This is a genomic window from Paraburkholderia bannensis, assembly GCF_014200455.1.
Lineage (GTDB): Bacteria > Pseudomonadota > Gammaproteobacteria > Burkholderiales > Burkholderiaceae > Paraburkholderia > Paraburkholderia bannensis_A.
In genome coordinates, this window is the sequence record NZ_JACHBW010000004.1 from 264,423 (window position 1) to 287,391 (window position 22,969).

At 61.0% G+C, this 22,969-nt stretch carries 19 protein-coding genes and 1 pseudogene; 10 read left to right on the forward strand and 10 right to left on the reverse strand.

The genetic code is table 11. The features are described from left to right. Positions 1-36: 36 nt before the first annotated feature. Complete coding sequence (locus tag F4827_RS09110) at positions 37-765, forward strand: hypothetical protein (RefSeq protein ID WP_183723661.1); 729 nt, start codon at positions 37-39, stop codon at positions 763-765. Continuing rightward, positions 765-3,326 (forward strand): ImmA/IrrE family metallo-endopeptidase, encoded by a 2,562-nt coding sequence (locus F4827_RS09115; RefSeq protein WP_183723662.1) that lies wholly within the window; start codon positions 765-767, stop codon positions 3,324-3,326. Before F4827_RS09110 ends, F4827_RS09115 begins: the two co-directional genes overlap by 1 nt. Before the next feature lie 220 nt (positions 3,327-3,546). Here F4827_RS09115 and gltA read toward each other — a convergent pair whose 3' ends face one another. The 7 genes from gltA to F4827_RS09150 all read right to left on the reverse strand — a co-directional run bounded on the left by gltA (position 3,547) and on the right by F4827_RS09150 (position 9,488). Further along, the gene (gltA, locus tag F4827_RS09120) at positions 3,547-4,848 is read right to left on the reverse strand and encodes a citrate synthase (protein ID WP_183723663.1); all 1,302 of its coding nucleotides are present in this window, start codon (positions 4,846-4,848) and stop codon (positions 3,547-3,549) included. A gap of 90 nt (positions 4,849-4,938) precedes the next feature. Continuing rightward, entirely contained in the window at positions 4,939-5,205 is a 267-nt protein-coding gene (locus tag F4827_RS09125) for a succinate dehydrogenase assembly factor 2 (protein ID WP_167068785.1), read from the reverse strand. 15 nt (positions 5,206-5,220) lie between these two features. After that, positions 5,221-5,922: a succinate dehydrogenase iron-sulfur subunit gene (locus F4827_RS09130; RefSeq protein WP_065060022.1), complete on the reverse strand. Its 702-nt coding sequence runs from the start codon at positions 5,920-5,922 to the stop codon at positions 5,221-5,223. A 29-nt stretch (positions 5,923-5,951) separates the two neighbouring features. Beyond that, positions 5,952-7,727: a succinate dehydrogenase flavoprotein subunit gene (sdhA, locus tag F4827_RS09135; RefSeq protein ID WP_183723664.1), complete on the reverse strand. Its 1,776-nt coding sequence runs from the start codon at positions 7,725-7,727 to the stop codon at positions 5,952-5,954. Positions 7,728-7,731: 4 nt separating this feature from the next. Continuing rightward, positions 7,732-8,100: a succinate dehydrogenase, hydrophobic membrane anchor protein gene (gene sdhD, locus F4827_RS09140; RefSeq protein ID WP_167068779.1), complete on the reverse strand. Its 369-nt coding sequence runs from the start codon at positions 8,098-8,100 to the stop codon at positions 7,732-7,734. Positions 8,101-8,102: 2 nt separating this feature from the next. After that, complete coding sequence (gene sdhC / locus F4827_RS09145; protein WP_183723665.1) at positions 8,103-8,519, reverse strand: succinate dehydrogenase, cytochrome b556 subunit; 417 nt, start codon at positions 8,517-8,519, stop codon at positions 8,103-8,105. Between the two features lie 150 nt (positions 8,520-8,669). Further along, positions 8,670-9,488, reverse strand: a complete 819-nt coding sequence (locus tag F4827_RS09150) for a GntR family transcriptional regulator (protein ID WP_183723666.1) — start codon at positions 9,486-9,488, stop codon at positions 8,670-8,672. A 558-nt stretch (positions 9,489-10,046) separates the two neighbouring features. On the opposite strand from F4827_RS09150, the gene F4827_RS09155 reads away from it, so the two are divergent. The 7 genes and pseudogenes from F4827_RS09155 (at position 10,047) to F4827_RS09185 (ending at position 18,950) form a co-directional block, all read left to right on the forward strand. Next, on the forward strand, positions 10,047-11,030 hold the full coding sequence (locus tag F4827_RS09155) for a malate dehydrogenase (protein WP_183723667.1): 984 nt from the start codon (positions 10,047-10,049) through the stop codon (positions 11,028-11,030). 190 nt (positions 11,031-11,220) lie between these two features. Beyond that, positions 11,221-12,222: a CoA ester lyase gene (locus F4827_RS09160; protein WP_183723668.1), complete on the forward strand. Its 1,002-nt coding sequence runs from the start codon at positions 11,221-11,223 to the stop codon at positions 12,220-12,222. Between the two features lie 194 nt (positions 12,223-12,416). After that, the gene (locus tag F4827_RS09165; protein WP_183723669.1) at positions 12,417-12,950 is read left to right on the forward strand and encodes a hypothetical protein; all 534 of its coding nucleotides are present in this window, start codon (positions 12,417-12,419) and stop codon (positions 12,948-12,950) included. An 18-nt stretch (positions 12,951-12,968) separates the two neighbouring features. Continuing rightward, entirely contained in the window at positions 12,969-14,420 is a 1,452-nt protein-coding gene (locus F4827_RS09170) for a bifunctional 2-methylcitrate dehydratase/aconitate hydratase (protein WP_183723670.1), read from the forward strand. An 89-nt stretch (positions 14,421-14,509) separates the two neighbouring features. Further along, positions 14,510-17,227, forward strand: coding sequence for an aconitate hydratase AcnA (gene acnA, locus F4827_RS09175; protein ID WP_183723671.1), 2,718 nt, complete (start codon positions 14,510-14,512; stop codon positions 17,225-17,227). A 497-nt stretch (positions 17,228-17,724) separates the two neighbouring features. Further along, positions 17,725-18,319 (forward strand): annotated as a pseudogene (locus tag F4827_RS09180) (IMPACT family protein). Positions 18,320-18,710: 391 nt separating this feature from the next. Then, positions 18,711-18,950 carry a hypothetical protein gene (locus tag F4827_RS09185; RefSeq protein WP_183723672.1) on the forward strand — a complete coding sequence of 80 codons (240 nt, stop codon included), beginning with the start codon at positions 18,711-18,713 and terminating at the stop codon, positions 18,948-18,950. A 64-nt stretch (positions 18,951-19,014) separates the two neighbouring features. Here F4827_RS09185 and F4827_RS09190 read toward each other — a convergent pair whose 3' ends face one another. Then, the gene (locus F4827_RS09190; RefSeq protein ID WP_311672978.1) at positions 19,015-19,626 is read right to left on the reverse strand and encodes a hypothetical protein; all 612 of its coding nucleotides are present in this window, start codon (positions 19,624-19,626) and stop codon (positions 19,015-19,017) included. A 121-nt stretch (positions 19,627-19,747) separates the two neighbouring features. Beyond that, a complete protein-coding gene (locus F4827_RS09195) occupies positions 19,748-20,143 on the reverse strand; it encodes a hypothetical protein (RefSeq protein ID WP_183723673.1) in 396 nt (131 codons plus the stop codon). 669 nt (positions 20,144-20,812) lie between these two features. On the opposite strand from F4827_RS09195, the gene F4827_RS09200 reads away from it, so the two are divergent. Beyond that, positions 20,813-21,217 (forward strand): helix-turn-helix domain-containing protein, encoded by a 405-nt coding sequence (locus F4827_RS09200; RefSeq protein WP_027816963.1) that lies wholly within the window; start codon positions 20,813-20,815, stop codon positions 21,215-21,217. Between the two features lie 36 nt (positions 21,218-21,253). Here F4827_RS09200 and F4827_RS09205 read toward each other — a convergent pair whose 3' ends face one another. Next, a complete protein-coding gene (locus tag F4827_RS09205; RefSeq protein WP_260175073.1) occupies positions 21,254-22,918 on the reverse strand; it encodes a sensor domain-containing diguanylate cyclase in 1,665 nt (554 codons plus the stop codon). Positions 22,919-22,969: the final 51 nt, after the last annotated feature.

The window sequence follows — 22,969 nt, forward strand, 5'->3', positions numbered from 1 at the left end:
TGTGTTCCGCATGGATCAATCAAAAAGGAGATGCAGATGAATCCAGCAACACCAATCGCGATAACCACTGCCGCATTAAGCAGCAGTCTTGCGTTTGCTCAACCGCCTACGCTACTCACAATCGTCAATCCCCGAAATCAAGACGGAGAAAGAGAAATGCGAGAACTAATTTTAATGCCAACAACGGCCGCTGACTTCGTACGAAACATCAAATACGCCTTTGATAACAACTTGTTTCTGGATGACCATTTTTTTGAAAAAAATAGTGTGTGCAAGGCATTTAGCATAGCTGAAAAATCATGCGCCCCGCATGAGGTACATCAGCCGGACGGCACGCACGGGATGACACTCCATGTAAGCGATTTCGTTGGAATATTCCCCCAAGAGGAAAATCCGATGCAATCCAATTCCACTCAGCGTCGCTTTCCTATGCTTGGCAGCCTTATTCCGACCGCACAAATTTTATTCAACAAAAGAATTGATCCACATGGATTGGTATCGGGTGGAATTAATTTCAGCATCAGAGCCGGTGGCACTGATTTTGACGAAACTATCCGGATATTGAATATCAATCTATCAGAAGTGATAGAAATGCCTCCGCACGGAAAGATTCCATTATCAATCACGGGTCAGCATGGAGACGAAACATGGAAGTATGAAGAGTCGGTGGGCCATTTCATGAAAAAGCTCGTAATCGGCTTTCATGCAGACGGCACGCTTGACTCGATGCTCGTCGAAATCAATGAAATTGGAGGGCGTCGATAATGGCTGTCACACTCACTAACGACACCCTCGCTAAACTAGCGCGCGCATTCGGAAAAGATACACCCAGTTACACTGCTATTGTTAACGCCGCCGGGAAATCCTCATACTTAGCAGGTGAACTAAACGCCTTTGGTGCTGATAAAAACTGGGCGATAGAAATTGGAAAATCCGGGACAGGAGTCTCCGCCGATCCCAGCAAACAGGTCATTAGTATTTCCAGCGACTGGAACGAATCCGGCGATAGATTCGCAACCACGCTTGCCCACGAACTCGGCCATGCCCTGCTTCAAAACGGCACCGGAGGTCCAACAGCAAATACGCCGAAAGATGCGATCGCCAGCATGCATGTGAACGAAGGCGTCGCGCTGGCCTCAGAATATATCGTTGCAGTTCAACTCGGTCTGATCGGAGGATCGGCCGGCAACATGCACTCGGACGGCGGCAACGTACTTACGCCGCAATTGAGCAGTATCGCGAAGTCACTAGGCGTCAACGTCAACACCGTGCTGTACGGGTCATCTGATGCGCTAAAGCTGACGAGTCCGACTTCGAAGATCGTGGAGGCGGGCGGGAATTTCTACAGTAAATTCCCCCCTTCCACCGCCCCAAATCTCACCTATGACGAATACGCAGCTGACTGGTGGATCATCGACCACTGTGGGATCAATCCCAAGACTGTCGATTGGAACAAGATTAAGGGCCCTACGATCACCTATTCCGATACGACCGTCAACGGAAAGTCCGCCTGCGTCATAAACACCGACAAGATACCCTTTCTGTCCGGTGCAGGCGGCGCCGCAGCCAGTCTGCAGATTTCCGGCATGGTCGTGACGGACGGCTATGTGACCGCCAATCTGTTCGGCACGAACGGCATGATCGTCGAACAGCTGAAACTCAGCTATTCCGGGTTTAAAGTCCAGGACATCTACTTCGGTTCGAACGGCAAGCCGACGCAGCAGTTCGATTTCCGGACTGACAAGAGCTTCACGAAATACGATTTCGCCACTGACGGTTCCCAAACCGCCACGCTCTACGGCACGACTGGCCAGATCGCCGAGATCGCAAAATTCAATACTTCCGGCTTCAAGACCATGGACACTTTCTTTGGCTCGAACGGTAAAGCGATCCAGCAATTCGAGTACAAGACCGACAAGAGCTACACAAAGTACGACTTCGCCACTGACGGCTCCCAGACCGCTACGCTCTTCGGCACGACTGGCCAGATCGTCGAGATCGCAAAATTCAATACTTCCGGCTTCAAGACCATGGATACTTTCTTTGGCTCGAACGGTAAAGCGATCCAGCAATTCGAGTACAAGACCGACAAGAGCTACACAAAGTACGACTTCGCCACTGACGGCTCCCAGACCGCTACGCTTTACGGAACGACGGGCCAAATGGTCGAGATCGCAAAATTCAACACGTCCGGCTTCAAAACCGTGGACACGTTCTTTGGTTCGAACGGCAAGGCCATCCAGCAGTTCGAGTTCAAAACCGATAAAAGCTACACGAAGTACGACTTCGCCACTGATGGCTCCCAGACCGCCACGCTCTACGGTACCACCGGGCAAGTCTTCGAGATTGCAAAATTCAACGCATCCGGTTTTAAGACCGTGGACACCTTCTTCGGCTCGAACGGCAAAGCCATCCAACAGTTCGAGTTCAAAACTGACAAAAGCTACACAAAATACGATTTCTCTGTGGACGGCTCACAGACCGCCATGCTCTACGGGACAGCGGGAAAGCTCGTGGAGTTCGCGAAGTTCAATCCATCTGGCGTCAAGATACAAGACACGTTCTATGGAACAGACGGCAAAGCGACGCAGCAGTACAACTTCAACCTCGACAAGAGTTACACCTTGTACAACTTTGTCGCGGACGGCTCACAAACCGCGACGTTGTACGGAGTGAATGGACAGGTAACGGAGTATGCGAAGTTCAATGCAGGTGGAATGAAGACTCAAGACATCTTTTTTGGCTCGAACGGAAAGTCCACCCAACAGTTCGATTTCAATCCGGACAAGAGCTATACATGGCACGGCTTCAATGCGGACGGATCCCAGAGCGGCGCGCTTTTCGACTCAAATGGAAAAATAGCTGAACAAGTACAGTTCAACAGCAATGGCTTAAAAACTCAGGATATTTCCTACAACCCGAATGGCACCAAGAAGCAGCAATTCGAATTTGCTTTGGATAAGAGCTATGTATCACATAAATTCGAGGGACCAATGGAATACGTTGGCATGTTCGGATCAAACAATATCATATTCGATTACTATCAGTTTTCTTCCGGAAAAATGATACTGCACGACTTTTTCGATAAAAGCGGTCGCATTATCGAAGCAGACCGATATGGGGCAGATGGAAAGTTGAGCGGGTTTTCCAAATACTTGTACAACAACGATGGCTCATATTGGTCCAACGACTACAACGCCACCGGCAACCTGCTCGCGAAAGCACTATATGGTAACGGCGGCCAGGTTCTCACACAGGCCTCTATTTATAGTAACAAATTAGGAGGGGTCGGTTTCGGAAACCTGATCGCATTTGGCCAGATCTGAACAGCAGCGCGACCAGGGAATAGAAAGTCTTAATTTTTATTCCTGATCACAAGTTCAATATTAAGCGGTCCTACTATTTTTGATACTAACCAAAACAAACCACTGGCATTGGCTTTTCTGCTGATCCGTGCGTCGCGCCCGTTAGGTTTTGAATGGGCAAAAACAAACGCCCCGACGGGCGAACCGTCGGGGCGTTTGAGGTATGGCTTGCAGCTTGTGCTTAGCGATCCGAGATCGGCTTGGCTTCGCGCGGCGTGTTGCCGATGAACAGTTGGCGCGGGCGGCCAATCTTCTGTTCCGGATCGGCGATCATTTCGTTCCACTGGGCGATCCAGCCCACCGTACGTGCCATCGCGAAGATACACGTGAACATCGAGGTCGGGATGCCCAGCGCGCGCTGAACGATGCCCGAGTAGAAGTCGACGTTCGGGTACAGCTTGCGCGACACGAAGTATTCGTCTTCCAGAGCGATCTTTTCGAGCGCCATGGCCAGCTTGAACAGCGGATCGTCGTGCAGGCCCAGTTCGTTGAGCACTTCGTGGCACGTTTCGCGCATCAGCTTCGCACGCGGATCGTAGTTCTTGTACACGCGGTGACCGAAGCCCATCAGCTTCACGCCCGAGTTCTTGTCCTTGACCTGCTTGATGAACTCAGGGATGTTCTCCACCGAGCCGATTTCTTCAAGCATGTTCAGGGCGGCTTCGTTCGCGCCGCCGTGCGCCGGGCCCCAGAGGCAGGCGATACCGGCTGCGATACACGCGAACGGGTTCGCGCCCGACGAGCCAGCCAGACGGACCGTCGAGGTCGAGGCGTTCTGTTCGTGGTCTGCGTGCAGGATCAGGATACGGTCGAGCGCGCGCACCAGCACGTCGTTGACCTTGTACTCTTCGCACGGGTTCGAGAACATCATGCGCATGAAGTTCGCGCTGTACGACAGATCGTTCTGCGGGTACACGAACGGCTGGCCGATCGAGTACTTGTACGCCATCGCCACCAGCGTCGGCAGCTTGGCGATCATGCGGATGGCCGAAACTTCGCGATGCTTGGCGTTATTGATGTCGAGCGAGTCGTGGTAGAACGCCGACAGCGCGCCGACTGCAGCGACCAGGATCGCCATCGGGTGTGCGTCGCGGCGGAAGCCACGGAAGAAGAACTGCATCTGCTCGTGAACCATCGTGTGCTGCGTGACGGTCTTCACGAACTCGTCCTTTTGCGCCTGGTTCGGCAGCTCGCCCTTGAGCAGCAGATAGCAGGTTTCGAGGAAGTCGGCGTTCTGAGCGAGGTTGTCGATCGGGTAACCGCGATACAGCAGTTCGCCCTTGTCCCCGTCGATGTACGTGATCGCCGAGTTGCATGCCGCCGTCGACATGAAGCCCGGGTCATACGTGAACTTGCCGGTCTGACCGTACAGTTTGCGGATGTCGATCACATCCGGGCCTTGGGTGCCCTTGTAGATCGGCAGTTCGACGCTCGGCGAATTGTCGCTGAACGATAGCGTGGCTTTTACATCAGACGGGGTCATAGCACATCCTCAATCGAAGATAAACACGGGATTCGATAGTTTGCACGTCCGGCACGGCGCGGCTTTCTCCAAAGCGCGCGCCACAGCATCTCAGACGTTGCGAAGCAGCTCCAGCACCCGCTTCACGTCCGGGTCGGCAAGATTGCCTTCTGGTTCCTTGCGTGCGAGCAGCAAGTCCATCAGGTCGTTATCGCTCAGCTCGAGCAGGCGCGTAAGTGCGCCCACGTCGGCGTCGCTGAGGTCATGCTCATAGCGGTCAAAAAATCGCTCGAAAATAATGTCGTTTTCGAGCATACCGCGCCGCGCGCGCCAGCGAAGGCGTGCGCGGCGATGGGGGTCAGACTGGTGCGAGTCCATTCAATCTCGCTATGGTCAAACCGCGCGGCGAACCATCAGTTCCTTGATCTTGCCGATCGCCTTCGTCGGGTTCAGGCCCTTCGGGCAGACGTCGACGCAGTTCATGATCGTGTGGCAACGGAACAGACGGTACGGGTCTTCGAGGTTATCGAGACGCTCGCCGGTGGCTTCGTCGCGGCTGTCCGCGATGAAGCGATACGCTTGCAGCAGGCCTGCCGGGCCGACGAACTTGTCCGGATTCCACCAGAAGCTCGGGCACGACGTCGAGCAGCTCGCGCACAGAATACACTCGTACACGCCGTCGAGTTCGTCACGCTGTTCGGGCGACTGCAGACGCTCTTTTTCGGGCGGCGGCGTGTCGTTGATCAGGTACGGCTTGATCGAGTGGTACTGGTTGAAGAAGTGCGTCATGTCGACGATCAGGTCGCGCACGACGGGCAGGCCCGGCAGCGGGCGCAGCACGATCTTCGCCGGCAGGTCGTTCAGGTTCGTGAGACACGCCAGACCGTTCTTGCCGTTGATGTTCATCGCGTCCGAACCGCACACGCCTTCACGGCACGAACGGCGGAACGACAGCGTTTCGTCCACTTCCTTGAGCTTGACCAGCGCGTCGAGCAGCATGCGCTCGTGCGTGAGTTCCAGCTCGTACGTCTGCATGCGCGGCGCCGAGTCCTTGTCCGGATCGTAGCGGTAGACTTCAAAAATACGTTTGGCCATTTCCAAATTCCTTTTGACTGGCGTATGCCTTAGAACGTACGCGCCTTCGGCGGCACGGACTCGACGGTCAGCGGCTTCATGTGAACCGGCTTGTAGTCAAGACGGTTACCTTCGCTGAACCACAGCGTATGGCGCAGCCAGTTTTCGTCGTCGCGGTGTTCGTAGTCGCTGTGTGCGTGCGCGCCACGGCTTTCCTTACGGGCTTCCGCCGACACCATCGTTGCCTGCGCAACTTCCACGAGGTTGGCCACTTCGAGCGCTTCGACGCGCGCGGTGTTGAACACCTTCGACTTGTCCTTCAGGTGGATGTGCTTCGCCTGCTCGGTCACTTGCGCGATGTCCTTGACACCTTCGGCCAGCAGCGCCGAGGTACGGAACACGCCGGCGTGCTTCTGCATCGAGCCGCGGATCTGGTTCGCCACGCTCTGCGCGTATTCGCCCGAAGTCGAGCTGTCGAGCTTCGCCAGACGTGCCAGCGAGAAGTCGGCGGCATCGGCCGGCAGCGGCTTGTGCTCCTTGAGCTCCTTCACATGCTTGACGATGTGGTTGCCGGCCGCGCGGCCGAACACCACGAGGTCGAGCAGCGAGTTCGTGCCCAGACGGTTCGCGCCGTGCACCGAGACGCACGAGCATTCGCCCACGGCGTAGAAGCCGTTGACCACGTCTTCGTGACCCTTCGGCGTGCCAACGACCTGACCATTGATGTTGGTCGGGATGCCGCCCATCTGGTAGTGAATCGTCGGAACGACCGGGATCGGTTCTTTGATGCAGTCCACGTTGGCGAACTTCAGCGCGATTTCGCGGATCGACGGCAGACGCTTCATGATCGTCTCCGCGCCGATGTGCGACAGGTCGAGCAGCACGTGATCCTTGTGCGCGCCGACGCCGCGGCCTTCCTTGATTTCCTGGTCCATCGAACGCGAAACGAAGTCACGCGGTGCGAGGTCCTTCAAGGTCGGCGCGTAACGCTCCATGAAGCGCTCGCCGTTCGAGTTACGCAGAATGCCGCCTTCGCCGCGCACGCCTTCGGTAATCAGCACGCCCGCGCCAGCCACACCCGTCGGGTGGAACTGCCAGAACTCCATGTCCTGCAGCGCGATGCCCGCACGGGCCGCCATGCCCAGGCCGTCACCGGTGTTGATGAACGCGTTGGTGGATGCCTGGAAGATCCGGCCTGCGCCGCCCGTGGCGAACAGCGTGGTCTTGCCTTCGAGGATGTAGACGTCGCCCGTTTCCATTTCGAGCGCGGTCACGCCCAGCACGTCGCCTTCGGCGTCGCGGATCAGGTCCAGCGCCATCCATTCGACGAAGAACGTGGTCTTGGCCGCGACGTTCTGCTGGTACAGCGTGTGCAGCAGCGCGTGACCGGTCCGGTCAGCCGCCGCGCAGGCGCGTTGCACCGGCTTTTCGCCGTAGTTGGCCGTGTGACCGCCGAACGGACGCTGGTAGATCGTGCCGTCCGCATTGCGGTCGAACGGCATGCCCATGTGTTCCAGTTCGTAGACGGCGTTCGGCGCTTCGCGGCACATGAACTCGATCGCGTCCTGGTCGCCGAGCCAGTCGGAACCCTTGATCGTGTCGTAGAAGTGGTAGTGCCAGTTGTCTTCGCTCATGTTGCCCAGCGATGCACCGATGCCGCCTTGAGCAGCGACCGTGTGCGAACGCGTCGGGAACACTTTCGAGAGCACGCAGACCGACAGGCCGGCACGTGCGAGTTGCAGCGACGCGCGCATCCCCGAGCCGCCCGCGCCGACGATGACCACGTCGAACTTGCGACGCGGCAGAGAATTCTTGATTGCAGCCATTCTTTTACACTCTCCAGAGAATCTGCGCGGCGTAGCCCAGGCTGCCCAGCAGCCAGGCGATCGTCAGCACGTCCAGCGCGATGCGCAGGCCAACGGGCTTGATGTAGTCCATCCAGATGTCGCGCACGCCAATCCAGGCGTGATAGAACAGCGCGAGCAGCATGACGAACGTCGCGAGCTTCATCCATTGGGCGGAGAAAATCGACGCCCAACCTTCGTAAGAAAAGTCGTGTGCGCCGAAGAACAGCACCAGCAGCACAACCGTGTAGATCGCCATGAGCACGGCGGTAGCGCGCTGGGCAATCCAGTCGCGCAGGCCGTAGTGAGCGCCAACGACAAGGCGCTTCGGACCAATCCCGTTTTTAGCCGACATTCTTAAAACGCTCCGAAGAGTTTTGCCGCGAAGGCGATCGTGAGGACCGTGGAGATGACAACGACGACGAGCGAGGTCGATTTGCCTTTTTCTTTAGCCGCGAGGTCATGGTTGAAATCCATGAACAGGTGGCGCACGCCAGCGCAGAAGTGGAAGAGGAACGCCCATCCGAGGACCAGCACGATGAGCTTGACGATGATGTTGGAAAGGAAACCCTTGAAGAACTCGAAGCTGAGTTCCGAAGTGAGGCTTTGATCCAACAGGAACAACAGGAAAGGCAGGAACAGGAATAGAAGTGCACCGCTCACGCGGTGACCGATCGATACGCGACCGGCCAACGGCAGGCGGTATGCGAACAATATCTGCCCAATCCCGATGTTCCGGTATTCCGGCCTCGGTTTTTTTGCGGCTTCTGCCATGCTAGACCCCTACTATGTGTTAACACTAATACGCAATTTTACCGCCTTTTCTTTTCGCGCTGCAGCGAAATCAGCCCTGCTAACCGCTGACGCGCGCGCGAAACGACCAGCGCGGGGGGAAGGCCCACTTGTCTCCCGTGGGCTCTCTTTTTAACTCAAGTCGTTCTGATAGTAGTACCCGGTTGTGACATACCAACCACGGCGTACTTCGACCGGCCGGTCTCCATAGGTATAGGACACCCGATCGACGGAAAGCAATGGAAAACCAGCCGGAACGTTGAGCAGATCGGCGACGGCGGGCTCGGCGGCCACGGCGCGGATCTTCTCGGTGGCACGGATCATACGCGTGCCGAAGTCGGCTTCGAACATGGCGTAGAGCGGGCCTTTATACTCGGCGAGGCGCTCGGCCGTAAGGCCGCGGAACACGCCGCCCGGCAGCCAGATTTCGTCGAGTACGGTACTCTCGCCATCGAACTGCAGAAGACGCTTGATCAGCACCACCGGATCGGCCGGCTTGAGGTCGAGCTGGCGCGCGATCTCCGCCGAGGCGCGCAGGCGGCGGCACTCAAGCAGGCGGCTGACGTGCGGATGTTCCGCGCCGTCATCAGCCAGCAATCTAAGGAAGCGAAACTGGGCGCGTTCTTCGTTGTGCGTCGCAACAAACGTACCCTTGCCCTGGCGTCGTACCAGCAGGTTGTCGGCGGCCAGTTCGTCGATCGCCTTGCGCACGGTTCCCTGGCTGACCTTGTAACGGGCAGCCAGTTCGACTTCGCTAGGGATGATTTCGCCGGGCTTCCATTCGCCGGACTCAAGGCTCTGGGTAATGAGCCCTTTGATCTGCTGATAGAGCGGACTGAAGGTGGGGGACGGCGAGGCCGCCGGCGCCGCAGTCGAAGAACCGGAGGCGGACGCAGGCGCACCGCTTTCGGGAGCGGAGGAATTCGCGTTGCTGACCGGGTTCGCATTCATGGCGCGCATTTCAACATAAACCCCCGCTGAAATCTACCCTTTTGGCAGCAACAGATATGTCTTATATAAGACATAAGATAGTGTTGACTTTACCCATTGCGAATCCTAAACTGCCGATCGAGCAAGGGTTTGCGGGCGACCGCGTGTGAATCACGGGAGCCGCCGGCAGCATCCACTTCGTGGCGAAATGCGCCGCAGTCCGCCTTGCACATGCTGTTCCCTCTAGCAGTCATGCAGTAGCGGTTTTCGATCCGCCCCGCCCGCGCAATCCCCCCGCGCGACGCGCCTGTGGACCGTCCCAGCCGAGCTGTTGCAGGAGTCGGCACAGGCAATGCGGCCCGCGTCAGGCGCGCCCTCCCGGGCGTCCCCGTTCATTCCCGAGCTTCGTCGTACAGGTTACCGGCATGGCGGCCCGCCCGCCGGCGCGCGCTACAGGCCCCGCAAGGCCTCGCCCGCACGCCTGGCAAAAGGGCCGTCTGATTCACGAACGCTTCGGGTGACGCGCATATAGAATGGCGTTTTACCCTGGCGTCTAACGCATCTTCCTGGAGATTTTCAATGGCTAAGCCCGCAAAGCGCGTTGCCGTCACCGGCGCCGCAGGTCAGATCGCTTACTCCCTGCTGTTCCGCATCGCGAACGGCGACCTGCTCGGCAAGGATCAGCCCGTCATCCTGCAACTGCTGGACCTCCCGCAAGCGCAAGCTGCCGTCAAGGGCGTCGTGATGGAACTCGACGACTGCGCCTTCCCGCTGCTCGCAGGCGTGGTCATCACGGACGACCCGAAGGTCGCGTTCAAGGACGCCGACGTCGCCCTGCTGGTTGGCGCACGTCCGCGCTCGAAGGGCATGGAGCGTAAGGATCTGCTCTCGGCCAACGCGGAAATCTTCACGGTTCAGGGCAAGGCCCTGAACGACGTCGCCAGCCGCGACGTCAAGGTGCTGGTCGTGGGCAACCCGGCCAACACGAACGCCTACATCGCCATGAAGTCGGCTCCGGATCTGCCGAAGAAGAACTTCACGGCCATGCTGCGTCTGGACCACAACCGCGCGCTGTCGCAACTGGCCGCCAAGTCGGGCAAGCCGGTCGCGTCGATCGAAAAACTCGCCGTGTGGGGCAACCACTCGCCGACGATGTACCCCGACTACCGTTTCGCCACGGTCGAAGGCCAGTCGCTCAACGCGCTGATCAACGACGACGAATGGAACCGCAACACCTTCATCCCGACGGTCGGCAAGCGCGGCGCGGCGATCATCGAAGCGCGCGGCCTGTCGTCGGCGGCTTCGGCGGCCAACGCAGCGATCGACCACGTGCGTGACTGGGTCCTCGGCACGAACGGCAAGTGGGTCACGATGGGCATCCCGTCGGACGGCTCGTACGAAATCCCCGAAGACATCATCTACGGCGTGCCGGTTACCTGCGAAAACGGCGAGTACAAGCGCGTCGAAGGTCTGGAAATCGACGCATTCTCGCGCGAAAAGATGACGGGCACGCTCAACGAGCTGCTCGAAGAGCGCGAAGGCGTCGCTCACCTGCTCAAGTAAGCTAGATGCAGGCCAACCGGAATGCCGCTGCAATGCGGCGGCTTCCGGTTCATGCGCGGGCTCTGGCGGCGCACGCCGCCGGTTCCGCGTGCTGATTCGCGCGCGCCTTGCTCTGGCTTGTTCACGACGCCGGCTGCAGGACGCGTACGAATCAGGTTTTCCCCCTAACCCTCATCCCCTGACGCCGAAGATGCGCGCCATCCTCCCCGCGGAAGTGTTGTTTGACGGCGAAGCCCCCCCCACTCTCCTGCCCGCGTGCGATCACTACGCCGGCAGCGAGAAGCTGATGCTCAAATCCCTCGCGCTGCAGCAGGAGCTGGGTCCGGTTTTCGATATCACGCTCGACTGCGAAGACGGCGCCCAGGTCGGCCACGAGGCCGAACACGCGGAACTCGTCGCCTCGCTGCTGGGCAGCGAACACGACCGCTTCGGGCGCGTGGGCGTGCGTATCCACGATTTTCACCATCCGCACTGGCGCGACGACGTGCGCCTGATCCTGCGCGCCGCGAAGCGCGCGCCGGCGTTCATCATGCTGCCGAAGATCCGCGCCGTGGCTGATGCCGCCGAGATGACCGCATTCATCGAAGCCACGCGCGTCGAGATGGGCATCGAAAAAGCCATTCCCGTGCAACTGCTGGTCGAAACCCACGGCGCGCTCGCGCGCGTGTTCGATCTCGCGGCGCTGCGCGGCGTCGAATCGCTCAGCTTTGGCTTGATGGACTTCGTGTCCGCGCATGACGGAGCGATTCCCGACAGCGCGATGCGCTCGCCCGGCCAGTTCGACCACCCGCTCGTGCGCCGCGCCAAGCTCGAAATCGCCGCCGCTTGTCACGCCTTCGGCAAGGTTCCGTCACACAACGTCAGCACCGAAGTGCGCGATATGACGATCGTCGCCAACGACGCTCTGCGCGCGCGCAACGAGTTCGGCTACACCCGCATGTGGAGCATCCATCCCGCGCAGATTCCGGCCATCGTGGCCGCTTTTGCACCGCGCGACGAAGAAATCGTCACCGCGGCGCAGATCCTGCTGGCCGCGCAGCAAGCCCAGTGGGGCCCGACGCGCCACGGCGACACGCTGCACGACCGCGCCAGCTACCGGTATTACTGGTCGGTGCTGCGCCGCGCGCGCTCGACCGGTCGCGCCGTGCCGGCGGAGGCCGCGCCGCTGTTCGGCGAGAGCGCGGCGGCGTAAGGCCGTGACGTGCATGACTTCGCGCGGAACCCGCCCGAGCATTTTTTTACGCACCGGAAAAACTGAAATCCGTGCCGATAAATAGGTGAAAATAGCGTCCGCTGCGCGCTCACGGGGCGCGCGTAGTGCAACCGGCGGCCACAGCCCGTGGCCGCGCACTGTTCAACCGATTTGAGACATAAAGGTCCGACTCCATGAAGAAATTGCTGATCGCTACCGTCATTGGCGCGCTGTCCTCGACGATGCTGCTGGCCGCAACCGACGCCGCCGCACAAGGCACCACGTCGACGACGACGGCCAAGAAGCCCGCGAAGCCGGCACCGAAGCACCGCATCATCAAGCGCAAGGCCAATCCGGCCAAGGAAGCGAAGGTCGACGCAGTGCCGGAAGGTTCGGAACACTGGAGCTGCGCAGAAGGCATGCAGTTCGAACTGAAGGGCGACATGGCGCGTGACCAGATCGTCACCGTTCACTGGGCCAACAAGAACTACAACCTGCCGCGTCAATCGACGACGACGGGCGCAGACCGTTTCCACGACGCCGCCACCGGCCTCGACCTGGTCGTGATCCCGACCAAGGCCATGCTGTTCTCGGACAAGGACAGCTCGCGTCTGGCCGACGAGTGCAAGACTGTTGCAATGCAGCAAGGCGCAATGGCGCCGACCCAGGCAAACGCCCTGAACCCGGCGAACCGCGCGGCACCCGCAAGCGGCGCATCGGGCCAGTAAGGTCCGCGGAAAGCCGCGATGTCCGCACCCGCCGCCAACGTCAGGCCGCAGCCGGATCAGGTTCTCGTCGACATTGTCGACTATGTCCTGAATGCGCCAGTGGACAGCGCGCTCGCGCTGTCGACGGCCCGCCATTGCCTGATCGACACGCTCGGCTGCGGACTCGAAGCGCTTTCCTACCCTGCCTGCACCAAGCTGCTGGGACCGGTCGTGCCAGGCACGATCGTCCCGCACGGCGCGAAGGTGCCCGGCACGCCATTCCAGCTCGACCCGGTTCAGGCCGCCTTCAACATTGGCGCGATGATCCGCTGGCTCGACTTCAACGACACCTGGCTGGCCGCCGAGTGGGGCCATCCGTCGGATAACCTGGGCGCGATACTCGCGACCGCCGACTGGCTTTCGCGCACGGCCGTGGCGCAGGGCAAGCCGCCGCTCACCATGAAGCATGTGCTTGAAGGCATGGTGAAGGCGCACGAGATCCAGGGCTGCATTGCGCTGGAGAACTCGTTCAACCAGGTCGGGCTCGACCACGTCCTGCTCGTCAAGCTCGCCTCGACCGCCGTGGCCGGGCAACTGCTCGGCCTCACGCGCGACGAACTCATCAACGCCGTGTCGCTTGCGATGGTCGATGGCCAGGCGCTGCGCACTTACCGCCATGCGCCCAATACCGGCTCGCGCAAGTCGTGGGCCGCCGGCGACGCCACCTCGCGCGGCGTGCGCCTGGCGCTGATCGCGAAGACCGGCGAGATGGGTTATCCATCGGCGCTCACGGCAAAGACCTGGGGCTTCTACGACGTCTCGTTCAAGGGACAGCCGTTCAAATTCCAGCGCCCTTACAGCACGTACGTGATGGAAAACGTGCTGTTCAAGATTGCGTTCCCCGCCGAATTCCACGCCCAGACCGCCGCCGAAGCCGCCATGACGCTGCACGGCCAGCTCGCGCAGCAAGGCAAGACGGCGCAAGACATCAAGCGGATCACCATTCGCACCCACGCGGCTGCGATCCGTATCATCGACAAGACCGGGCCGCTGGCGAACCCCGCCGACCGCGATCACTGCATCCAGTACATGGTCGCCGTGCCGCTGCTGTTCGGCCGCCTCACCGCCGCGGACTACGAAGACGAGGTGGCGCGCGATGCGCGTATCGACGCCTTGCGCGCAAAGACGGTCTGCGTCGAAGACCCGCAATTCACGAAGGATTACCACGACCCCGCGAAGCGTTCGATCGCCAATGCGCTCACCGTCGAACTGAACGACGGCACGACGCTGCCCGAAGTGGTGGTGGAGTACCCGATCGGCCACCGTCGTCGCCGCGACGAAGGTATCCCGCTGCTGATCGAGAAGTTCCGCACGAACCTCGCGCGCCGTTTCGCGGCAAAGCAGCAGCAGGCCATTCTTGAAGTTTCGCTCGATGCGGCACGGCTTGACGCCATGCCGGTGCATGAATACGTAGACTTGTATGTGATCTGAGCAATCAGACAGCAATCCAGGCAGATATCGGTATCAGCAGCACACGTGTAGTAAAGCGTTATTTCCGCGATTAAACGAAGGAAAACACCATGGCCCACAATCTCCACAAAACGCTAAAGGAATTCGACAGCGGTTCCGGCAAAGGCAAGTTCTACTCGCTGCCGCAACTTGGCAAGCAGCTCGGCGTGAAGATCGATCGCCTGCCGGTCTCGATCCGTCTCGTGCTTGAGTCCGTGCTGCGTAACTACGACGGCAAGAAGATCGCGGAAGAGCACATCGAGCAACTCGCGAACTGGAAACCCAATGCTTCGCGCGTCGACGAAATCCCGTTCGTGGTCGCCCGCGTCGTGCTGCAGGACTTTACCGGCGTGCCGCTGCTCGCGGACATCGCGGCCATGCGCGGCGTCGCCAAGCAGGTTGGCAAGGATCCCAAGGTCATCGAGCCGCTGGTGCCGGTGGATCTGGTCGTCGACCACTCGGTGCAGATCGACTATTTCCGCCAGAAGGATGCCCTCGACCTGAACATGAAGCTGGAATTCCAGCGCAATAACGAGCGCTACCAGTTCATGAAGTGGGGCATGCAGGCGTTCGACACGTTCAAGGTCGTGCCGCCGGGCATCGGCATCGTCCACCAGGTGAACCTGGAATATCTCGCACGCGGCGTGCACAAGAAGACCGACGGCGGCGATACGGTCTACTACCCGGACACGCTGGTGGGCACCGATTCGCACACCACCATGATCAACGGCATCGGCGTGGTGGGCTGGGGCGTGGGCGGCATCGAAGCCGAAGCCGGCATGCTCGGCCAGCCGGTGTACTTCCTCACGCCGGACGTGGTGGGCGTGGAGCTCAAGGGCAAGCTGCGCGAAGGCTGCACGGCCACCGACCTGGTGCTCACGATCACCGAAATGCTGCGCAAGGAGAAGGTCGTCGGCAAGTTCGTCGAATTCTTCGGCGAAGGCACGGCCTCGCTGTCGCTGCCGGACCGCGCGACCATCGGCAACATGGCGCCGGAATACGGCGCGACCATGGGCTTCTTCCCGGTCGACGAGAAGACCATCGACTACTTCAAGGGCACGGGCCGCACGCAGGCTGAAATCTCGGCGTTCGAGAACTATTTCAAGGCGCAGGAACTGTTTGGCGTTCCGAAGGCCGGCGAAATCGATTACACCAAGACGCTGGTGCTCGATCTGGGCACGGTCGCGCCGTCGCTGGCCGGTCCGAAGCGCCCGCAGGACCGCATCGAAATCGGCCATGTGAAGTCGACCTTCACGGACCTGTTCTCGAAGCCGGTCGCGGAAAACGGCTTCAACAAGAAGGCCGAGGATCTGACGGCCGAATACGACGTTACCGACAAGCTCAAGCTGCACAACGGCGACGTGCTGATCGCCGCCATCACGTCGTGCACCAACACGTCGAACCCTTCCGTGCTGCTGGCCGCCGGCCTGCTGGCGAAGAAGGCCGTGGAAGCGGGCCTGACGGTCGCGCCGCACATCAAGACCTCGCTCGCGCCGGGTTCGCGCATCGTCACGGAATACCTGACCAAGACTGGCCTGCTGCCCTACCTGTCAAAGCTCGGCTTCGAACTGGCGGCTTATGGCTGCACGACCTGTATCGGCAACGCGGGCGACCTGACGCCGGAACTGAACGAGTCGATCGTCAAGAACGACGTGGTTGCGGCGGCCGTATTGTCGGGCAACCGTAATTTCGAAGCGCGTATTCACCCGAACATCCGCGCCAACTTCCTGGCTTCGCCGCCGCTGGTGGTCGCTTACGCGATCGCGGGCAACATCACGCGCGACCTGATGACGGAACCGGTCGGCAAGGGCAAGGGCGGCCGCGACATCTACCTGGGCGACATCTGGCCGACCAGCGAAGAAGTCAACGCGCTGCTCAAGTTCGCGCTGGACGCCGACGTCTATCAGAAGAACTACGCGCAGCTCACCAAGAAGGGCGATCTGTGGAGCAAGATCGAAGGCGAGGAAGGCCAGGTCTACGACTGGCCGAAGTCGACCTATATCGCCGAGCCGCCGTTCTTCGGTGCGGACTTCTCGATGACGCCGTCGTCGAAAGTGCCTGAAGTCAAGGGCGCGCGCGCGCTGGGCATCTTCGGCGATTCGGTCACGACCGATCACATCAGCCCGGCCGGCTCGATCAAGGAAGACTCGCCCGCAGGCAAGTGGCTGAAGGAAAACGGCGTGCAGAAGGCCGATTTCAACAGCTACGGCTCGCGCCGCGGCAACCACGACGTGATGATGCGCGGCACGTTCGCGAACGTGCGGATCAAGAACCTGATGATCCCGGCCAAGCCCGACGGCACGCGCGTCGAAGGCGGTCTGACGATCCATCAGCCGAGCGGCGAACAGCTGTCGATCTACGACGCCGCGATGAAGTACATCGACGCCGGCACGCCCACCATGGTGTTCGCGGGCGAAGAGTACGGCACGGGCTCGTCGCGCGACTGGGCGGCCAAGGGCACGCAACTGCTGGGCGTGAAGGCCGTGGTGGCCCGCAGCTTCGAGCGCATCCACCGCTCGAATCTGGTCGGCATGGGCGTGCTGCCGCTGCAGTTCAAGGGCTCGGACAGCGTGCAGTCGCTCGGTCTGACCGGCGAGGAAACCTTCGATATCGAGGGCCTCACGGACGACTTCAAGCCGCAGCAGGACCTGACGCTGGTGATCCACCACAAGAACGGCAAGGACGAGCGCGTGCAGGTGCTGCTGCGCATCGACACGCCGATCGAGGTCGACTACTACAAGCACGGCGGCATCCTGCCGTTCGTGCTGCGCTCGCTGCTCGCGGCGTAAGTCGGCACAGACGGTTTTTGCAGGTGCCGCGCCCGGCAACGGGTGCGGTCACACTTGGAGCCCGGCGAAAGTCGGGCTTTTTTTTCGCGTTGCGACGGATTTTTGATGGGCGTAAGGTGGAATCGCCTCTTGAGAACAGGCGAGCCTTATGAACCCCGGTCCACGGACAGCGTCCCGACCGGGATTTTTTTTGGGTGCTTCGGGGAAGTCGCGCGCCGCCGCAAAATGGGGCGCAGCGTAAGGAATTCGGGAAATGACGGATCACCGAATGAGGAGTTCGGCATCGCCCCAGCCAGAGCTAGACCCGTCACGAACGTCATTATCGGGCCTCGATCCCGATGCGTCATTAGCACAAGCCGCAAGAATCCGTTACAGATATTGTCAAGATATGGGAACGCGTCTTGTGGTCGCAGGTTTTCCGTGCCTGGCAGGGCGCTGCCGGCGCGCGCGCCCGCATCGGCTAACATGACGGTTTGGTCCACGCCGTCCTGCCTGCTTTGCCCACCTACACCCTCGCCTCAACCGTCAGCGCGGAGCTGGATATCCGCAAGAGCCGCTTTATCGGTCTCGCGATTCCGGTCGCCGACCGCGACGCGGCCATGATCGAGCTGCGCCGTCTGCGCGAAGCACATCCGACTGCCACGCACGTCTGCTGGGCGCTGCTCGCGGGCGGCCAGTCCGGTATGTCCGACGATGGCGAACCCTCCGGCACGGCAGGCCGGCCCATCCTGGAAGTCCTGCGCCATCACGATCTGGACGGCGTGCTGGCCGCCGTGGTGCGCTACTACGGCGGTGTGAAGCTGGGTGCGGGCGGGTCTCGTGCGCGCCTACACCGACGCCATTGCGAGCGCCTTGCAGGACGCGCCGCGCGTCGAGCGCGTGGCGCAGGCGCGGCTCACGGTGGAAGTCGGCTATGCCGAAGAAACGCACGTGCGCCACTGGATCGAGCAGGCCCAGTACACGCTGGTGGACAGCCGCTACACCATGACGGTGCGGCTCACCATCCAGATGCCCGTGACCGCCGTGGACGCCGCGCGCGTCGCGCTGCGCGACCTTACGCAGGGGCGCGCGGGCTTCCCCGAGCACGAGTAAGCAGTCTGGTGCGTGGCCCCGCACGCTAGCAAACCTGGCGACGAATCAAGCGCGCACGCAAAAAAAAGCCGCCGATAAAAGATCGGCGGCTAAACAGGGGACGTGAAGAACAACCGCGAATCGACTATCGAATCGACCCGACAGACCCATCATCGCCCCGCAAAATTAAGACAAACTTAAACCCGCGCAAATGCCCGCAAAAACTTTCCCGGCGGCGTGTCACGCGAGCGCGCTGAAAGCGCGGAATGTCCCGATCGCTATAATCGATTCGTGTCTTCTGCGAGTCTTCTGATTCGAGTCGGCCGGTGGGCTGCTTGCTGTGATGGGACTGCCGCGGAACTGCGGCGGGTCTGCATAAGGTCACCGGCCGTCATCCACGGGAAGGACCACCATGATCTTCGATCGACTGAGAGCGGGCGCCGGGCCGGAACGACGCCATCGCGTCTGGAGCAAGCTGCGTATTCTCGTGGCCGCCATCGGCACGCTGGGTTCGGCAACGGGCATTGCCATTGCCGTGATCGGTCTGGTGGAATTCAATCACGCCAAGGTCGTGACCGGCGCGCTCGTCATCATATTTTCGACTGCGGTGTACGTATCGATTCTTGCGCGCGACCGCAATCGCGTGGATTGAGCGCAGCGCGCTCGCTTGCCACCCCGCAGCGAGCGCGCCCGGGTGAGGCGGGCTCTTTCTTGTACTATTCCACGCGCGCGCCGTTGCGCGTCACTTCTACGGCCGTTGCGCCCACATAGTCGGCGCGAATGTTGTCGCCCACCTTGAGCTTTTCGAGCGGCACGTCCTTTGGCACGTCAACCACGACGGTACGGGTCGGACCGCGCAGCGTCACCTTGCGGTGCTTGCGGTCGATCTTCTGCACCGTCGCCACCACCTGTACCGAGCGCGCCGCCGCCGTCACGCCATCCGAGGCCGGCGTCGCCGCGGTCGTTTCCACGCGCGCGCGGATGCCCTTCGCGTCCACTTTGTCCGCGCGCAGCAGCAACGCTTCCTTGTAGAGAATGTTGACCTGATCGCCGGGCGCGAGTTTGCTCACGTTCGCCACCGCCGGGTCCACTGCCACCGTCGTCTGCCTGCCTTGCGGGCCACGCAGCGTCACCGCGTTGTTGGCGGCATCCACACTCACCACATGCGCCACGGTCTGCACCTCGCCCACCTCCAGCAAGCCGGTGGGCGCGCTCGCGGCCGCATCGGGCGCCGACGCGGTTTGCGCGTAAAGCGGCGCGGCAACGGCCAGCGCAGCCAGCAAGGCGCTGATACGCAGCACATTTCTCGATCCGTCGTTCATTCTCATCGCAGGTGTCCCTCGGTTTCCGTGGTTTATATGGCTATCTGGATAAATGTCGACATGAAAACTTGCTACGCATACCGAATTATTTAATCGATACCGGAAGCCGGCATTCAAACCTGTGCGCTCAGGCTTCGTGCACCGCGGGGGCGAGCGCGGCGCCGCGATAGTGGTCGTAGACCCGCTCGCGCTCTTCGCTCGCCAGTTGCCGCTTCTCCGTGAGCTTCAGCATGCGGTGACGGTCGGCCCCGAGCGTGGCGTAGTAACGCTCGGCGTGCAGCCGTCTGAAACGCGTGTAGAAGTCCGGACCCGGCAGGCCCGAATCGGTTGCGAGCAGCGAGGCGTAGTCGGCTACCTGCGGCGCGCACAATGCAGCCGCCGCGTTTTCCAGCTTCTCGTAGCGCTCACGCAGCGGCACCTCCTGTGCGAACAGCGCGTGGAACATGCCATACGGTACGAGACCGCGCCGGCCCGCCGCGCGCCGCAGCAAACGTTCAACCTTGTCGTCGAGTTCCTTGTTCATCTCCAATGGCCGTCAAGCGGTTCGCAGCAAGGTCGCGTGTGGCTCAAGCCACACAGTACCTGGCGTTCCGGCGGTTTAGCGATAACCAGTTCGCATAAGTCCGTATTGCGAAATACGTTATTAAGCGAATCCGGCAAACCCGTTAATCCGGATCTATAAGGCCTGCATAATTCCATTCACACTGATTCGGAAAAGGCATTCTGCACACATTTTCGGATTCGATGCCGTTAAGTGGCATTCGCCATGCAATCCCGGTGCTATAAAGGATTGCAAACATTATCAATCCAGACCGATTGGGTCGATCGTGGCGCAAATGTGCGATGCGCACGCGCATTGTTGAGCAAATCGGACACGATCATTTTTTCCGATAGACCAGGAAAAACGCTAAGTCAAGCAGACTATTTTTCCGCCAGCTATACACAATCCATACAAAAACAATTATTAATATCCGCTGCGGGTGAACTTGGGCAGGTGCCGCCGAAGCACTCCAGGTCAATCCGCAAGCGCCCGCCTTGGGCGCCTCGTTTCGCCGTCCGCGATGGGCCCGCATTACGCAACAGCTTTTGCAGGACCGTAGCAAGCGACTAGACCCGCATGCACTGAGAGGGTTGACTGGAGCGGCGCTTCCGTAAGCCGCATGACCGGAATCTTTCGTTGACGAGTGATGACATGCTTACCAGAACCGAGAACTTGCCTAGCGTCGCGCGCCGAATGGCTGCCGGCCAGATGTTGGTGGATGGCGCAACGGTGAACGCCGTGGCCGACTCCCTGCACCTCTCCGCCCAGACGGTGCGCCGTTACAAAACCATCGTCGAAGACGGCGGGCTCACTGCGCTACAGCAGATGAGCGTGGGCGGCCGACCTTCCGTGCTCGACCAGGCCGCGCTAGGCTGGATAGCGGGCGCGCTGCACGGCTCCGCCCGCGAGCACGGCTTTCCCAGCGACGCCTGGACCAACAGCCGCGTGCGCGAATTGATCGGCAGGCAATTCGGCGTGCACTATTCGCGCGTCTACACCTGGCAGATCGTATCCAACCTGGGACTTGGACACCGCCTGTCGAAATCGGCGCGCTAAAGGCGCGAAGCTCATGCGCGGTTCAGGCCGCGCGATTCAGGACGGAGACGGCGCGTTCGGCGTGCCCGGCGCGCACGCAGACCCTGCCTCGCCGGTCCACGCTTTTGCATGCACCTGGTTGCGCCCCGCCGACTTCGCCTCGTAAAGAAGCACGTCGGCGGCGGCCAGCAACTGTGCGCCGCTGCCACCGCCGCTGCCGGCCACCGATGGCGCGCAGCCCGCACAGCCCACGCTCACCGTGACGCGGCCATAGCGCGAACCGCTATGCGAAAGATTGGCCGACTCCACCCGTCGCCGGATTTTTTCGGCGATTTTCTGCGCGCCCGCCAGCGACGTGCCCGGCAGCACGACCGCGAACTCCTCGCCGCCGTAACGCGCCGTCATGTCCGAGGCGCGCCGCGTGCCTGAGGCAATGCGCTCGGCCACCAGCGCGAGCACTTCATCGCCCGCCGCGTGGCCGTAGGTGTCATTGAAGATCTTGAAGTGATCGATATCGATGAACAGCACCGCGAGCGGCTGTTGCGAGCGCACCGCGCGCCGCCATTCGACGATCAGACGTTCGTCCAGCGCCCGACGGTTCGCCAGTCCCGTGAGCGGATCGGTCAGCGCGAGACGCTGCAAGGCTGCTTGCGCGAGCACCTTGTCGCGCAGCGCGAACGCCAGGATCCACGACACCGCCACCCACGCGCCGCCGAACACCGTCGTCATGGCCAGCGCGAACCAGGAACGCCGCCGCCAGCTGGCGAGAATGTCGTCGACTGCCGGCGCCACGCCCACGATGATCGGCATATTGCCCACATGCGCATAGGTGTAGACGCGCTCCACGCCATCCGCTTCCGAATGCGCGGTGAAAGTGCCCGCATCGTGCTGCGAGATGATCCGGTAGTTGCGCCAGCCGGCATAATTCGCGCCGACGCCAAGCGGCATCATCGGCTTGCTCGCGAGCAGCGTGCCGTCCTGCATGATGATGAAGACGCCGCCGCGCGGCCCCACGTCGATGCGTTCCACGAGCTGCTGGAAGTAGTCGAGCCGCACGCCGAGCAGCGCCGCGCCCGCGAATGCGCCATCGGGCGCGTCGATACGACGCGATAGCGCGATCGACAGCACGTCCTTACGCAGACGCGATAGATAGGGCTTCGAAATAAACAGACCGGCGTGCGCATCGCGCTGCTGCGCAACGAAGTAGTCGCGATCGGCAAAGGACACGCCGGGCGCGAGGTTACCGTTTTGCGACGCCTTCACGCGCCCTTGCGCATCCAGCACATAAGCGCCGCCGAGAAACGACGCCGCCGTGGCGCGATCGAACAGCATGCGCTGGCGCAGCGCGTCGGGCAGTTCCCAGGTCTGCGGCTGCTGCGCGCCCGACACCACCGTGCGCAACAAGAGATCGTATAGCTCGACATTGCGCGCGATATCGCCTGTGACGATGCGCACGATATTCGACGAATTCTCGACCGCGTGGCGCAACTCCTCCGCGCGCCCTTCATAAAGCGCCGCATAGGTGAACGCGGCCATCAGCGTCGCAACGAGGGTGCCGGCCCAACCAGCGAAAAACGGATGACTGCCGATCAAGCCGGTCAGGTCCTTGCCGCGCGCGAAGATCCAGCGCCGCACGCGCAGACGCCGGCGCGGAGCGAAACCCCGCCTGGCCGGGCCCTGCGCAGACGACCCTTGCACCGACTCCTGTATGCGATCCGCCAAGTCCGCATTCCTCCAACATATAGCCGCCTGCAGCGGCCCTTTTTACCGCCT

Bases quoted from the DNA above. Each gene is read 5' to 3' on its own strand.
- F4827_RS09170 (WP_183723670.1), top strand. From the start codon at position 12,969: ATGTCCGCACCCGCCGCCAACGTCAGGCCGCAGCCGGATCAGGTTCTC.
- F4827_RS09160 (WP_183723668.1), top strand. From the start codon at position 11,221: ATGCGCGCCATCCTCCCCGCGGAAGTGTTGTTTGACGGCGAAGCCCCC.
- F4827_RS09110 (WP_183723661.1), top strand. From the start codon at position 37: ATGAATCCAGCAACACCAATCGCGATAACCACTGCCGCATTAAGCAGC.
- gltA (WP_183723663.1), bottom strand. From the start codon at position 4,848: ATGACCCCGTCTGATGTAAAAGCCACGCTATCGTTCAGCGACAATTCG.
- F4827_RS09190 (WP_311672978.1), bottom strand. From the start codon at position 19,626: ATGAGAATGAACGACGGATCGAGAAATGTGCTGCGTATCAGCGCCTTG.
- F4827_RS09165 (WP_183723669.1), top strand. From the start codon at position 12,417: ATGAAGAAATTGCTGATCGCTACCGTCATTGGCGCGCTGTCCTCGACG.
- F4827_RS09200 (WP_027816963.1), top strand. From the start codon at position 20,813: ATGCTTACCAGAACCGAGAACTTGCCTAGCGTCGCGCGCCGAATGGCT.
- F4827_RS09185 (WP_183723672.1), top strand. From the start codon at position 18,711: ATGATCTTCGATCGACTGAGAGCGGGCGCCGGGCCGGAACGACGCCAT.
- sdhD (WP_167068779.1), bottom strand. From the start codon at position 8,100: ATGTCGGCTAAAAACGGGATTGGTCCGAAGCGCCTTGTCGTTGGCGCT.
- sdhC (WP_183723665.1), bottom strand. From the start codon at position 8,519: ATGGCAGAAGCCGCAAAAAAACCGAGGCCGGAATACCGGAACATCGGG.
- sdhA (WP_183723664.1), bottom strand. From the start codon at position 7,727: ATGGCTGCAATCAAGAATTCTCTGCCGCGTCGCAAGTTCGACGTGGTC.
- F4827_RS09130 (WP_065060022.1), bottom strand. From the start codon at position 5,922: ATGGCCAAACGTATTTTTGAAGTCTACCGCTACGATCCGGACAAGGAC.
- F4827_RS09155 (WP_183723667.1), top strand. From the start codon at position 10,047: ATGGCTAAGCCCGCAAAGCGCGTTGCCGTCACCGGCGCCGCAGGTCAG.
- F4827_RS09125 (WP_167068785.1), bottom strand. From the start codon at position 5,205: ATGGACTCGCACCAGTCTGACCCCCATCGCCGCGCACGCCTTCGCTGG.
- acnA (WP_183723671.1), top strand. From the start codon at position 14,510: ATGGCCCACAATCTCCACAAAACGCTAAAGGAATTCGACAGCGGTTCC.
- F4827_RS09195 (WP_183723673.1), bottom strand. From the start codon at position 20,143: ATGAACAAGGAACTCGACGACAAGGTTGAACGTTTGCTGCGGCGCGCG.
- F4827_RS09115 (WP_183723662.1), top strand. From the start codon at position 765: ATGGCTGTCACACTCACTAACGACACCCTCGCTAAACTAGCGCGCGCA.
- F4827_RS09150 (WP_183723666.1), bottom strand. From the start codon at position 9,488: ATGAATGCGAACCCGGTCAGCAACGCGAATTCCTCCGCTCCCGAAAGC.